General features: G+C 36.7%; 15 protein-coding genes. 11 read left to right on the top strand and 4 right to left on the bottom strand.

All coding sequences use genetic code 11. The features are described from left to right. The first annotated feature begins 105 nt into the window (after positions 1-105). From ACP3T3_RS02225 to ACP3T3_RS02215, 3 genes are all read left to right on the top strand, one after another. Positions 106-738 (top strand): peroxiredoxin, encoded by a 633-nt coding sequence (locus ACP3T3_RS02225; protein ID WP_426478306.1) that lies wholly within the window; start codon positions 106-108, stop codon positions 736-738. A 114-nt stretch (positions 739-852) separates the two neighbouring features. Further along, the gene (locus ACP3T3_RS02220) at positions 853-1,161 is read left to right on the top strand and encodes a thioredoxin family protein (protein WP_002980001.1); all 309 of its coding nucleotides are present in this window, start codon (positions 853-855) and stop codon (positions 1,159-1,161) included. Beyond that, positions 1,161-1,409, top strand: coding sequence for a DUF6952 family protein (locus ACP3T3_RS02215; protein ID WP_002980002.1), 249 nt, complete (start codon positions 1,161-1,163; stop codon positions 1,407-1,409). The genes ACP3T3_RS02220 and ACP3T3_RS02215 overlap by 1 nt, the downstream gene beginning before the upstream one ends. Positions 1,410-1,985: 576 nt before the next feature. Here the strand turns inward: ACP3T3_RS02215 and ACP3T3_RS02210 are convergent. The 3 genes from ACP3T3_RS02210 to ACP3T3_RS02200 are packed head-to-tail and all read right to left on the bottom strand — an operon-like array spanning position 1,986 to position 4,234. After that, positions 1,986-2,675 (bottom strand): Bax inhibitor-1/YccA family protein, encoded by a 690-nt coding sequence (locus tag ACP3T3_RS02210; RefSeq protein ID WP_426478305.1) that lies wholly within the window; start codon positions 2,673-2,675, stop codon positions 1,986-1,988. Between the two features lie 39 nt (positions 2,676-2,714). Further along, a complete protein-coding gene (locus ACP3T3_RS02205; protein WP_426478304.1) occupies positions 2,715-3,152 on the bottom strand; it encodes a peptidylprolyl isomerase in 438 nt (145 codons plus the stop codon). A gap of 47 nt (positions 3,153-3,199) precedes the next feature. Continuing rightward, complete coding sequence (locus tag ACP3T3_RS02200) at positions 3,200-4,234, bottom strand: acyl-CoA reductase (RefSeq protein ID WP_426478303.1); 1,035 nt, start codon at positions 4,232-4,234, stop codon at positions 3,200-3,202. A gap of 59 nt (positions 4,235-4,293) precedes the next feature. On the opposite strand from ACP3T3_RS02200, the gene ACP3T3_RS02195 reads away from it, so the two are divergent. From ACP3T3_RS02195 to ACP3T3_RS02160, 8 genes are all read left to right on the top strand, one after another. Beyond that, entirely contained in the window at positions 4,294-4,644 is a 351-nt protein-coding gene (locus tag ACP3T3_RS02195; protein WP_426478302.1) for a 4Fe-4S binding protein, read from the top strand. 109 nt (positions 4,645-4,753) lie between these two features. Beyond that, a complete protein-coding gene (gene serC / locus ACP3T3_RS02190) occupies positions 4,754-5,818 on the top strand; it encodes a 3-phosphoserine/phosphohydroxythreonine transaminase (RefSeq protein ID WP_426478301.1) in 1,065 nt (354 codons plus the stop codon). A gap of 112 nt (positions 5,819-5,930) precedes the next feature. Then, complete coding sequence (locus ACP3T3_RS02185; RefSeq protein ID WP_426478300.1) at positions 5,931-6,896, top strand: D-2-hydroxyacid dehydrogenase; 966 nt, start codon at positions 5,931-5,933, stop codon at positions 6,894-6,896. Between the two features lie 2 nt (positions 6,897-6,898). Further along, positions 6,899-8,143 carry a DUF1015 domain-containing protein gene (locus tag ACP3T3_RS02180; protein ID WP_426478299.1) on the top strand — a complete coding sequence of 415 codons (1,245 nt, stop codon included), beginning with the start codon at positions 6,899-6,901 and terminating at the stop codon, positions 8,141-8,143. Between the two features lie 55 nt (positions 8,144-8,198). Continuing rightward, positions 8,199-9,602, top strand: a complete 1,404-nt coding sequence (locus ACP3T3_RS02175) for a M28 family peptidase (RefSeq protein ID WP_426478298.1) — start codon at positions 8,199-8,201, stop codon at positions 9,600-9,602. A 2-nt stretch (positions 9,603-9,604) separates the two neighbouring features. Then, positions 9,605-10,963 (top strand): M20/M25/M40 family metallo-hydrolase, encoded by a 1,359-nt coding sequence (locus ACP3T3_RS02170; RefSeq protein WP_426478297.1) that lies wholly within the window; start codon positions 9,605-9,607, stop codon positions 10,961-10,963. A 3-nt stretch (positions 10,964-10,966) separates the two neighbouring features. Continuing rightward, positions 10,967-12,325, top strand: a complete 1,359-nt coding sequence (locus ACP3T3_RS02165; RefSeq protein WP_426478296.1) for a M20/M25/M40 family metallo-hydrolase — start codon at positions 10,967-10,969, stop codon at positions 12,323-12,325. 1,083 nt (positions 12,326-13,408) lie between these two features. Next, positions 13,409-13,639 (top strand): hypothetical protein, encoded by a 231-nt coding sequence (locus tag ACP3T3_RS02160; RefSeq protein WP_426478295.1) that lies wholly within the window; start codon positions 13,409-13,411, stop codon positions 13,637-13,639. A gap of 199 nt (positions 13,640-13,838) precedes the next feature. Here the strand turns inward: ACP3T3_RS02160 and ACP3T3_RS02155 are convergent, their stop codons facing one another. Then, the gene (locus tag ACP3T3_RS02155) at positions 13,839-14,060 is read right to left on the bottom strand and encodes a hypothetical protein (RefSeq protein ID WP_426478294.1); all 222 of its coding nucleotides are present in this window, start codon (positions 14,058-14,060) and stop codon (positions 13,839-13,841) included. Between the last annotated feature and the right edge of the window lie 127 nt (positions 14,061-14,187).

Below are 14,187 nucleotides of genomic sequence, written 5' to 3'. Positions count from 1 at the left end.
GCCCATCAAAAACAATTATAGATTTTATTTATCAATATTTGTTTGTTCGATAGATAAACCTTTCTTATATTTGCATAAGAAATTTAAATATAAAAACAAAAAATTATGTCTTTAGTAGGAAAAAAATTCCCAAACTTAACAATTGACGCAATGTCTGAGATGGGTGATGATTTAAAAATCAACATCCTTGATGAAGCAGTAAACAACCAGCAAAAAGTTCTTTTGTTCTGGTACCCTAAAGATTTCACTTTCGTATGCCCTACAGAGCTTCACGCTTTTCAGGAAGCTTTAGGTGAATTCGAAAAAAGAAACACTAAAGTAATTGGTGCATCTTGTGATACCAACGAAGTACACTTCGCTTGGTTGAACACACCAAAAGATAACGGAGGAATTGAAGGAGTAACTTACCCACTTTTAGCTGATACTCACAGACAATTGGCTAATACGTTAGGAATTGTTGACCAGGATTTCGAATACGATGAAGATGGAAATGAAGTTTTCACAGGTTCTAACGTAACTTACAGAGCAACTTACCTTATCGATGAAACCGGAAAAATCTTCCACGAAGCGGTAAACGATATGCCTTTAGGAAGAAATGTAAAAGAATTCTTAAGATTAATTGACGCTTACACACACGTACAAAAGCACGGTGAAGTATGCCCTGCAAACTGGGAAGAAGGAAAAGAAGCTATGAAAGCCGACAGAACTTCTACAGCAGAATACTTAGCTAAGAACTAATATAATGTGTTAATTTGAAAATGAGATAATTGGAGAATTATCAAAAATTATCTCATTTTCTTCTTTACAAAGCATTAGCACATTCTCAAATTAACAAATTTTCAAATTACAATCATGTACACAGAATTAACCGAAGATACATTACAAAATATAGTGAATGACAACGAAAAAGTAGTTGTTCAATATGGCGCAACATGGTGCGGAAACTGCAGAATCATGAAGCCGAAATTCAAAAAATTAGCCGCTGAAAATGATTCTATTCCATTTTTATATGTAGATGCTGAAAAGCTTCCTGAAAGCAGAAAATTAGCAAAAGTAGACAACTTACCTACTTTCGCCATCTTTAAAAACGGAGAACTGGTTAACCAGGTTCAATCTAACCAGGCAGAAAGTTTAATTAACCTTTTTAATGAATTAGCATAATGAAATTACCCGTAATCAGACAGTTTTATCAGAATCAGACTCCTGAAAACCTTGAAAAAACATTAGAAGTACTGGAAAGTTTCTGCGAATTCAGAGGAACAAGCGAAGAAGATCTGAATGTTGCAGGAGAATTGATTACCAACATTTGCGGAGCTCTGGAAGTTCATGCCAATGTACAAAACGGAATGAGTGAAAAAGATGCTTTAAACTCTTTTGCTCAGAAGGTTTTAGGATCAATTGACAAATAACATCTTACGATTATTTTTAATCAAAAGACTGTAAAAACACAAAATCTACAATACCTGAGGTTTTCCTCATTACTATACTTTTTTCTATTCTTTAAGAATCTTTCATTTCAACTGAAAAATGTACTTCAAAGGACTTTAACCGGTCACATGAGGCGGGAAGTTGCATGAAAAATGGTAAAAGAATAACCAATTAAAATCCCGGTGAATTTTCATCAGGATTTTTTTGGCTTTGGTTTAAAACACGAATAACACAAATGTTTTCACAAATTTCACAAATACCAATACAACAGTTCAAAAAATTGATTCATCAAAAATATTCTCAATCATCCGTGAAAATCCGTGAAATGCGTGGTTTAAAAACAGCTTTAAAATTATTATAAATTCGGCTAAGAAGATATTCCATAAGACAAACGGGCTTCCTCCGTCTACGCTCAGGATTATAACCCGTTCCTATTGAATTTAATTTGTGTTATCCGTGAAAACATTTGTGACATTTATGTTTAAAAATCATCTGTATTAAAAAAAATCCCGATGAAAAATCACCGGGACTATATTTTAAAAAATAAGATTTATCTATTAGTTTCTTCTGCTCATCAAAATACTCAGGATATACCAGAATAAAAGCATAATGGAAGCAAAAAGCTGCAGCGCCGCTCCTACATACTGATTCGTTCCGTATGAGTCTTTCAGCTTACTGGTCTGATATAGAATGGTAGCTGAAGCTAAGATGACCATTCCTACTGAAAACCATAGTCCAAGGTTAAAGCCAAAGATCATTCCACCTACAATCAGTCCGATTGAAATAAATCCACCGATTACAATGATATTTCTTAAGAAAGAAAAATCTCTTTTAGAAGTAAATGCTACTGCAGAAATACCTGCAAACATAGCAATCGTTAAAGTAGCAGCCTGGAAGATCACATTCGTACCGCCTGTCATATTGGTTGCCATAAAAAGAAGAGGCAGGAAGATAATCGCTTCCAAAAGAATATAAAACCCTAATCCTAAATATTGAGTAGATTTACTTTGTGAAAGCGACCATTTAGAAGCCAAAACAGAAGCCAGCCAGAAAACTCCGATAATCAGCAGCCAGATGTATCTCTGACTAAACATCATCGCAATAAGTTCTACCGGAACGGTTTTCAATAATACAGTTTCAACTCCAATAAATGCAAGAATAGACAAAGCAACATGCAAATAGGTCTTCTTGTAAAAATTCACCTTCTCCACGTCCGAAGAATGAGCGACTAAAACATCTGTCATCATAGTTAATATTTTTTTAGTTAATCGAAAATAAATTTAATCTTATTGCACAGGCAGCACACCCAGAATTTTTCCGTCGTCCTCAAATACAGCTGTAATAACTTCTTTAGAAGATGATTCTCCTGCGTATTTGTATTTAATACTTGGATGATTGACTCCATCCATTGTTTTATAATATCCAGCTTTTAGGATTTCGAGTTTTTTACTGGGATCAATACCGGCTTTGACCTTTTTAAGCACCTCGTCCGTCACAATTTCCTTTACCTTCTCAGAAAGCAGCCCGTCAATGGTTTTACGGTCAGAAGCTTGTAAAGCCTCAACAAACGTAAGGAAGTTATCGTTGTACAAACTCACTTTTTCCTTACTTATAGTAGCCTGCTGCTCCTTTTTAGGACTGCTCTCAACTTTTGCACCTGTTACTTTCTGAGCAAAAATCAACTGTCCTCCAATAAGGACAAGTCCCAGCAATATTTTTTTCATAGTATTCATTTTTGTTCTGGTAAAATAAGTGATGGAAGATACGAAAATCAGACCAGTTCCAAAAATTTCATGGTATCTACATTATCTGCATACGTATCAAGTCCCGGATTTTGTGCTTCTCCAAAAGGTATGGCATTCAATCCCAACTCCTCCTTAGCCACCACACACTGGATATTTTCTTCATTTTCTGCAATAAAGTTTTTCACGTCATCCAATGATTCATATCTGCTGAAATTAATCACAGAAAGCGGACTGAACAGTTTATCATCTTCTTTTAGCATCACAAAATTATTATCCCAGAATTTATCCTGATTTAAAAGATAAACTGCCCTGTTATAATCATAATTATTGGCATATTTATTATGATTGATAATATCCTGGAATGCTAAAAAGTTTTCAAATAATCTGTCGATCAAAAAATCCTGCGGAATAAAAATTCTCGTTACATTTCTGCATCCTAATCCAAAATACTGGAAAATATCTTTTGCCAGCAATTGCAGTTCTTCATTCGTTTCATCGCCTTTCAGCACGGCTACAGAAGTTCTGTTCTTACGGATAATACTTAAATGGTTCTTGAAATAATATTCCAGATATCTCGCTGTATTATTGCTTCCTGTAGCGATAACGGCATCAAAATTTTCTAATTTTTCTACAAATTCGAAAGCTACATTTCCATCGGAAAACTCATTCCATTTTTTTAACAAAAACGGAATCATGTATTTATCCTTTGAAGATAACTTAATTACAGGGATGTGATTGCTTACAACAACAGACATTACATCATGAAACCCTACTAAAGGGATATTTCCGGCCAGAATAAGTCCAACTCTTTTTGAAATTTTAGAGATTGAATAATTCCCAAGCCAGTTATTAATATTTTCTTCACTTAAAAGATCAGCCCATTGCTGCAAAGCAAATTTCTGATTATCAATGGTAAACCACGGATTCTCTATTTCAGACCTTTTTAATAATAATTCAATATCAGCATCATCTTCATTATGATATTCTGGTTTCTTCGCTAAAAACGCTTTTATATAATCACTTAATTTAATAAGTCCTAAAACTTGATTTTCGGTATTCATAATTACTTTAAAATTGGGGAATATTTTGTAATTTTGTGCAAATTTAAAAAAAATTAGCGATGGCTATTAAAATAACTGATGAATGCATTAACTGCGGGGCTTGCGAACCGGAATGCCCGAACAATGCAATATATGAAGGAGCTGTAGATTGGAAAGCTTCTGACGGTACGGCTCTTCAAGGTACCATTACTTTACCGTCGGGACTTACTGTAGATGCCAATGCACCACAGGAACCTGTAAGTGATGATGTATACTTCATTGTAACAGATAAATGTACAGAATGTAAAGGATTCCATGAAGAACCTCAGTGTGCAGCAGTATGCCCTGTAGACTGTTGTGTTCCTGACGAGGATCACGTAGAATCTGAAGAAACGCTTCTTAACAAAAAAGCATTCTTACACGGCGAATAAAAAATTCCGTCTCATCATCTGTGAGACGGTTTTTTTGACCCAAAATCCAATGTAAATCAAAATAAAGCAGAAGGAATTCTCAATCCGGAAGCAACCAAAAAAATAAAATATGAACAAAAAGCACAACTTCAGCGCAGGGCCATGTATTTTGCCACAGGAGGTATTTGAAAAATCAGCACAGGCTATCCTTGACTTTAATGGTATTGGATTATCTCTTCTTGAAATTTCTCACAGAAGTAAAGATTTCGTTGCGGTAATGGACGAAGCGCGTGCCATTGTAAAAAGATTGATGAATCTTGGTGATGATTATGAAGTACTTTATTTAGGGGGAGGTGCCAGCCTGCAGTTTGCAATGGTTCCCTATAACCTGATGAAAGTAGGTGGAAAAGCAGCTTACCTGGATACAGGAACATGGGCAGCCGGAGCCATCAAAGAAGCTAAAAAAGTAGGAACGGTAGATGTAGTAGGCTCTTCAAAAGAAGAAAACTATTCTTTTATTCCTAAAAATTATACCGTAGGTGCAGAATATAATTATTTCCACTGCACTTCCAACAACACTATTTATGGAACTCAGATGAAATCTTTCCCGGAAGTGGATACACTGATGGTGTGTGATATGAGTTCTGATATTTTCTCAAGACAGCTGGATTTTTCCAAGTTTGATCTGATCTATGCCGGTGCTCAGAAGAATATGGGACCGGCAGGAGTTACTTTAGTGGTAATCAAAAAAGAAATCCTGGGTAAAACAGGAAGAGAAAATATGTTTTCTATTCTGGATTATTCCCAGCACATCGCTAAAGAATCTATGTACAATACGCCGCCGGTATTCCCTGTATATGCCTCTTTACTTACCCTTCAGTATCTTGAAAGAAACGGAGGAATTGCTGCTGCAGAACAGAGAAATGAAGCTAAAGCCAAGCTTTTATATGACGAAATCGACAGCAATCCATTGTTCGAAACTTTCTGCGTAAAAGAAGACCGTTCATTGATGAATGTTTCTTTTAAAATCACAGACGAAAGCAAAAAAGAAGAATTTGACAATGCATGGAAAGCAGCAGGTATCAGTGGATTGAACGGACACAGAAGCCTTGGTGGTTACAGAGCAAGTTTATACAACGCCTTACCTATTGAAAGTGTACAGGTCTTGGTGGATGTAATGAAGTCAATAAAATAGCTTATATTAGGCGACCGAAAAATAAAAAGATATCAGACAAGTGGTGTCAGATAACAGACCTCAAAATCTAGCTTCTGACATCTTCAATCTAACATCTGTAATAAAATAGCTCATGAAAGTTTTAGCAAACGATGGTATTTCAAAAGCAGGAGAAAACGCTTTTAAAGAAGCCGGAATTGAAATTCTGGACAATAGAGTGGCTCAGGATCACGTTATTAATTTTATCAACGATAATAATGTGGACGTTCTTCTGGTAAGAAGTGCAACAAAAGTGCGGCAGGATCTGATAGATGCATGTCCCGGCCTTAAAATTATCGGAAGAGGCGGTATCGGGATGGACAATATTGATGTGGAATATGCCAAAAGTAAAGGCATTAAAGTAATCAATACACCCACAGCATCTTCAAAATCAGTGGCTGAACTGGTTTTCGGACACTTCATCTCACTGGCAAGATTCCTTCATGAATCCAACAGACTGATGCCTCTGGAAGGGGAAACCCACTTCAATGCAATGAAAAAATCATTCAATAATGCATATGAACTTTCTGGAAAAACATTAGGAATAATCGGCTTTGGAAGTATTGGTCAGGAAGTGGTAAAAATAGGAATTGCTTTGGGAATGAAAGTAACGGTTCTGACAAGAAGCCCGAAAACAGAAATTCTTACGCTGAATTTCTTCGACGGGCAGTCTGTGAGTTTCGAAATCACGTCCACCAATGATATGGATGCATTCCTTAAAGATGCCGATTTTATCAGTATCAATACGCCAAAAACGAATGAGTATATTATAGATACCCCTCAGTTTGAAAAAATGAAAGATGGCGTCTATATTGTAAATACCGCAAGAGGAGGTGTCATCAATGAAGTGACACTGATTGATTTTATCGAATCAGGAAAAGTTGCCGGAGCTGCACTGGACGTTTTTGAAAACGAACCAAGCCCGGAGCTGCCGCTGCTGATGAACCCTGCATTATCGCTTTCACCTCACGTAGGCGGCAATACAGTGGATGCGCAAGAAAAAATCGGTATCGAACTTGCAGAACAAATTATTAAGCTACAAAAAGAAACTATAAGATAAATATGCCTGTTTTTAAACCTTTCCGTGGAATAAGACCTCATAGAGACTTTGAGAGCACTTTCCCTACCCATCCACTGGATAATTTCACCCAGGAAGAGATCGCAGAGAAAGCTCAAGTTGAAAATACTTACATCAATATGATTAAACCTTATGTTGTAAGTAAATCTAAAGATATTGACCGGAACCTGCGAAAGATCCGTTCTACATTTGAAGAACTCCTGGAAGAGAAGAAATTGGTCCAGGACAATTCATCCTACTATCTTTATGAGCAGATCTATCCCAACAAACAGATGTTCAGAGGACTTCTGGGATTGGCAAGTATTGAAGATTTCTGGAATGGAAAAATAAAAAGACACGAAAGCACCATCCCCCAGAAAAAGGAAAAACTGGCTCACTACCTTGAAAAAGTAAACCTCCAGGCAGAACCTGTACTTCTTACCTACCCTGCCAATTCTAAAATTGAATTGCTGATGAACCATGAGGAAAAAAATGTTCCTATCTTCAATCATGTGGATTCTATGGGAATCAGACATAAAATCTGGAGAATAGACAACCGCCTTAAGCTGCAGCAGTTTAAAGAAGTAATTGATCAGATTGATTCATTTTATATTGCCGATGGACACCATAGAATTGGTTCTACAGCAATAAATGCCAAATACCATAAGGAGAAAAACAAGAAACATAATGGTACAGAACTTTACAACTTTGTATATAGTTTCATTGTCTCCAACCAGTCTATAAAAATTCACGATTATAACAGAATTTTACATGATCTGAACGGTATGTCTCCGGAAAACTTCCTGAAAGAAATTGATAAGTATTTCCTGATTCACGAAAAAGGTGAAACATTGTACTATCCTTCTCAGAAATTCCATATTTCAATGTATATGGACGGGAAATTCTATTCACTTCACGTAAAACATGATCTCCGTTCCAAAGAAATGTCCCTGGACAACCTGGATCATCATCTTTTAGATAAATATATTTTCAAAAGTATCCTGAAGATTGAAGATCCGGACAGCTCTGAACTTATTTCTTATGTAAAAGGAACTTCCGATATCAAAGGAATCAACCTTTTAAAAGAAAAAGTAGACAGCGGCGACGGTAAAGTTGGCTTCGGAATTTATCCTGTAAGTTTTAATGATATGATTAAAATTTCAGACCTAAAATTAAGTATGCCTCCGAAATGTACATTTATTGAGCCTAAATTGATTACAGCCTTGTTAATGTACGACATGAAACCTTAATAAATTCCTATTTTTTCCCTACTTTTAACAATGGAAAAAGAAAGGTAAATAATAAATGAAAAAAATATTCATTATACTTCCACTCTTTTTGAGTGGATTTTTATTTTCTCAAAAAAAGCCACAAAAAAGTCCGGCAAAAAAAGGAATAACGGCAAAATTCAATTATCATGACGAGTTCAGAAAAATTTCGGATGAAATTATGACCAACGGTAGCGCTTATGACAATCTGGGCGAACTTACCAAAGGCATCGGTCCACGTTTCAGCGCAACTCCTGGTTATACAAAGGCAGTAGAATGGGCAGAAAAAAAATTTAAAGAAATCGGTATTAATATGATCTGGCGACAGGAAGCCAAAGCACCTGTCTGGATCAGAGGTAAGGAATCCTTACAGATAAAAGCAGGAAACGGTGACTGGAAAAACGTTAGAATGCTTTCTTTCGGAAACTCCGAAGGTACGGGTGGAAAAGATCTGACAGGTGAAATTGTTTTAATCAATTCCACTTCAGAGCTTAATGCCATGTCAGTAGGACAGCTAAGAGACAAAATAGTTTTCGTAAATGTGCCTATGGATCCGAAAATAATCAATACAAGTGATGCTTATTTACAGGCTGCAAAATCAAAATTAATTTCCGCTTCTGTCATTGCCAAAACAGGAGCAAAAGCATTAATTATACGATCACTGACAACCGCTAATGACGATACCCCTCATGCCAAAATGATTTACTACGAACCGGATGACAAGGTTAAAATTCCGGCTTTATCCATTGGCGTAAGGTCCGCAGATGAATTGGAAAAGACCTTAAAAAAACAAAAAGTCACTGCTAAAATTAATATGACAGCCCAATCAAAAGGCGACACTACAAATCCGAATATTATTGCTGAAATTCAGGGTAAAAAGGATTCTAAAGTGATTGTTCTTGGCGCCCAGCTGGATTCATGGGACATTGGTGAAGGTGCAGTGGATGACGGAACAGGAGTCGTACAGTGTATCGAAGTTCTGAGAACATTGAAAGCCCTTGGATATGAAAATAACCACACTATCCGCGTAGTCTTATACGCCAACAGTGAAAACGGAGGCCAGGGCCGCGAGATGTATGCTGCCTATGTAAAAAAGAAAGACGAAAAACATGTATTTGCCTTAGGAACAGATGCCGGAGGGTATTCTCCGCGAGGATTTTCTTTGGATATGTCTCCTCAGAGAAGACGATTGGTTTATCCATGGAAAGAATATTTCCTGCCTTATGGTGTTTATGATTTCGACCAAACTGAGGCAATTCAGGATATTTCTCCTTTAAAAAAACTCGATATTCCCTTAGCAGAGCTTGTTGTAGATACACAAAGATATTTTGATTATCATCATTCCGAACAGGATACGTTTGACAAAGTGAACAAAAGAGAGCTTCTTCTTGGAGCAGTTGCAATGACACAGATGATTTTTATGGTTGATAAAAACTGGTAACAATGAAAAAAATATTAGGAACTTCATTATTGCTTTTCGGAATGACTGCATTTGGCCAATCTAAGGAAGATTCCATCCAGTTCAAAAGAATTTCCACTGAAATCCTGAACAACGGAAAAGGATATACAGAGCTGAAAGAGCTTACCAAAACGATAGGTAACCGTTTAAGCGGTTCCGAAGCCTACGAAAAATCAGTACAATGGGCAGCTCAGAAGCTTCGTGATGCCGGAGCTGATAAAGTATGGCTTCAGGAAGTAACGATCCCGGTTTGGGTAAGAGGAAAAGAATCCCTGCACATCCAGATATCTAACGGAAAATGGAAAAGTATTAAAATGCTTTCTCTCGGGAATTCCGAAGGAACAGGAGGAAAAGATGTTTCGGGAGAAATCATCATGGTAAAATCATTGGAAGAATATGACAAGCTTCCGTCAGAAAGAGTAAAAGATAAAATTGTATTTTTCAACTACCCTTTTAATCAGGGAAATGTACAGACTTTTATTTCTTATCGTGATGCAAGCCCCTACAGACGAACTGCTGCTTCATTAACGGCTAAAAAAGGAGGTAAATTTGCGATCATAAGGTCACTTTCTTCTGCTTTTGATGATGTGCCTCACACAGGCAATATGCGCTATGACGAGAACACTTCCAAAGTACCGGCCATAACCATTGGAAACACCTCTGCTGACGAACTGGAAATGCTGTTGAAAAAACAGAAAGTAACAGCAAAACTCAATTCCAACTGTGGAATGAAAGGAGAAAAACGCTCCCACTCTGTTATCGGGGAGATTACCGGAAAAAAAGATCAGAGCGTAATTGTTGTAGGCGGACACCTCGATTCCTGGGATGTAGGCGAAGGTGCTCATGACGACGGGGCCGGAATTGTGCAAAGTATTGAGGTATTGAGAACCTTTAAAAAATTGGGACTACAAAATAATCATACGATTCGCGCAGTTTGTTTCGCTAATGAAGAAAACGGCACAAAAGGCGGAAAAGAATACGGTAAAGTGGTTAAAGAAAACAACGAGAAACATCTTTTTGCCATAGAATCGGATGCCGGCGGCTTTTCACCACGGGGAATTTCCCTGGAAATGAATGAACCTCAAAGAAACCAAATCAAAAGCTGGGTGAATTTGTTCTTGCCTTACGGTGTTTACAACTTTGAAGGTAAATATTCGGGGTCAGATATAGCTCCACTTCATGAAATGGATGTTCCCACTGCAGAGCTGGTGCCTGATCCACAGCGTTATTTTGATATTCACCACACCGAAGAAGATACTTTTGAAAAAGTCAACAGAAGAGAACTGTTACTCGGTTCTACAGTGATGACACAACTTATTTATATGATTGATAAAAATTGGTAAACAATGAAAAAGATACTAGGAACTTCATTATTACTTTTTGGAATGGCTGCTTTTGGCCAGTCTAAAGAAGATTCTATCCAGTTCAGAAAAATTTCTACAGAAATCCTGAACAACGGAAAAGGATATACAGAGCTGAGAGAGCTTACAAAAAACATCGGGCACCGTTTAAGTGGATCTGAAGCTTATGAAAAGGCTGTAAAATGGGCAGAACAGAAACTTCGTGATGCCGGAGCCGATAAAGTATGGCTGCAGGAAGTGATGATCCCGGTATGGGTAAGAGGAAAAGAATCCCTTCAAATCCAAACCTCCAACGGAAAATGGAAAAACCTTAAAATGCTTTCCCTTGGAAATTCCGAAGGAACAGGAGGAAAAGATGTTTCAGGAGAAATAATCATGGTAAAATCTATGGAAGAATATGACAAACTTCCTGCTGAAAAAGTAAAAGATAAAATTGTATTCTTCAACTACCCTTTCAGTCAGTCATTTGTCGAGACCTTCAAAGCATATGGTGATGCAGCAAAATACAGAACCACAGCTGCTTCTTTAACTGCTAAAAAGGGAGGCAAATTTGCCATCGTAAGATCTCTGTCTTCTGCTTTTGATGATGTACCTCATACCGGAGCTATGCGTTATGAAGATAAAGTATCTAAAATACCTGCCGTAGCCATCGGAAGCACCACGGCAGATGAACTTGAAGCATTATTGAAAAACCAGAAAATCACTGCAAAACTCAACTCTAACTGCGGAATGAAAGGCGAAAAACTTTCCCATTCTGTAATCGGGGAAATTACCGGTAAAAAAGACCAGAGCGTAATTGTTGTCGGCGGACATCTGGATTCCTGGGATGTAGGCGAAGGCGCTCATGATGACGGTGCTGGAATTGTACAAAGTATTGAGGTGCTGAGAACCTTTAAAAAATTGGGAATCAAAAATAATCATACCATCAGAGTTGTTTGCTTCGCCAATGAAGAAAACGGAGTAAAAGGTGGAATACAATACGGTAAAACTGTAAAAGAAAATAATGAAAAACATCTTTTTGCGATAGAAACAGATGCCGGAGGTTTTGCACCAAGAGGAATTGCCCTGGATATGGACGATGCCAAAAGAAATCAGATTAAAGCCTGGACAAGCTTATTCCTCCCTTACGGAGTTTACAATTTTGAAGAGCGGTTTTCAGGAACTGACCTTTATCCACTTCATGACATGGGAATTCCGGCTGCTGAACTGATGCCCGATTCTCAGCGTTACTTCGACATTCACCACACAGAAGAGGATACTTTTGAAAAAGTGAACCGAAGAGAGCTTTTACTGGGAGCTACTGCGTTGACACAGATTATTTATTTGATTGATAAAAACTGGTAACAAATATAAAAACCGTCTTTAAAGGCGGTTTTCTTTTTAATATTAATAACTCTTTCATTGATAATGAATTTCACAGTACTCCATTAGTGAAATTAGTGTGAATTTTTTTTTATTCGTGGTTTATTAGATTAAACACAAATGGCACAAATAATTTCACGAATGGCACTAATGCATTAGGAACGGGCTATAAGCCAGAGCATAGACGAAGGAAGCCCGTTTACTTAAAAATCCATTATCCATTGGCTTTAGCCGAAACTTATAAGTATCCCACTGGTTCCACAGATTGACACGGATGCTTGCGTATATTTATCTGTATTATTTGTGATGGGATATTTGCATTACTTGTGGTTTTTAAAATTAAACATAAATTACACTAATGATTTCACCAATAACACGAACTGAATAGTTGATATTACGGATGAGAATGATCTTAGCCAAAAATTATTTTTTTTAACTGTTTGTTGTATTGTGAAATTTGTGCAAGAACATTTGAGTTATTCGTGGTTTATTTTAAATACATAAAAATACTTCTCCTCCGTAATATTTTCTTTGTTCATTATCATTAGCTTTAAAAAATAGAAAATTTTTCTTTGTTTAAGGAAATATTACAATAAAAGCACGCTTCAACACAGCCCTTATCAATTGCGTGAAACAAAGTGCTGGCCGCAAAAACTGAACTTTGGCATAATATTAGCATGTGAATTATTGAAAAAAAATTAAAAAACACTAAGGATGAGAAAAAAGGTTTTCTGTGGATTTTCAGTTTTTCCACTGATTCAAGTTCATATCTAGTATATGAATCCTTTTTTTTCTACGATGCCGTAAAAGATACTGGCCCGTGATTAACTAACCCTCGTTAGTTGTTCACAGCATTTTTGCACCCCGTATCTGACTGGTATCACAATAACCAGGAATCATTTATTGATTCAAAAAACAAAAAAAATATTCCGGACTTTCAGCCCGGTATAGCGATATAAATAATGGCACAGTCATCATGAGCCTTAGCCCAGTAAAGGAATCTATTCTTTTTACCGTGATGAGTATGCTTTTATCTATAAATGTATAACCCTTAAAATGTTAGTAATGATGAGAGATTTTTTTGAAATGATTTTTAAGAGAAATGAAGATGCTGCAAAAATCAACATCTGGAGCCTATTGCTCGTGTTGAGTTTTGCAATCTTTTCTGTATTAGTATACGCCTTAAAACCAAGCTTAAACAGCTTAATTATATATCTGACGGCATTTGCCGCTTATATTGGCTTTGGCCTCGTATTCATCAGTTCCCTTGCAGGAACAGGTATGAAGAAAAGATAACCGGACTATAACTTTCAATTTATTTTTACTTAGAAAACCGCCCTGCTTTGGGGCGGTTTTTGTTATAAATTCAAGCTTAATAAATATGTTTATCCAAATAGTTTATAGTTCTCATTATCGTATATTTCCAACAAAAAAGCCGCCCCATCCGGAGCAGCTCCCGCGATAACAGCAAGTGTTACCATCACATCGTAAAAATTTATTTTTTAAACATATCTTTCATCATTTCATCGAGGATTTTCTTAGTTTCTTCCTCAATCATTTTTCCTGATTTTTCAACGAGCTCTTCCCTGAAAGGTTCACAGCAGGCTTTTATTCCAAAACCTTCATCCGTCTTCACCAATTCAGGATGCAGACCGTGTTCTTTACATACTTCAGATTTTATTTCTTTCTTTATCAGGTCGTAATTCAGATCAAACATATTTTTTATTTTGTTCTTTTAAGCGCACGATAAAGATATAAGAAATAAACGCTGGTTGAAATCCGTGTTTTTACGGTATTTACAGAAAGCAAAAAATCATCTTTCAAGACAGCATTACTTTAATAAA

The organism is Chryseobacterium sp. CBSDS_008, assembly GCF_049959325.1.
In the GTDB taxonomy this organism is placed as follows: domain Bacteria; phylum Bacteroidota; class Bacteroidia; order Flavobacteriales; family Weeksellaceae; genus Chryseobacterium.
The sequence above is the reverse complement of the archived record's forward strand: the minus strand, read 5'-3'. Positions and strand labels throughout refer to the sequence as shown.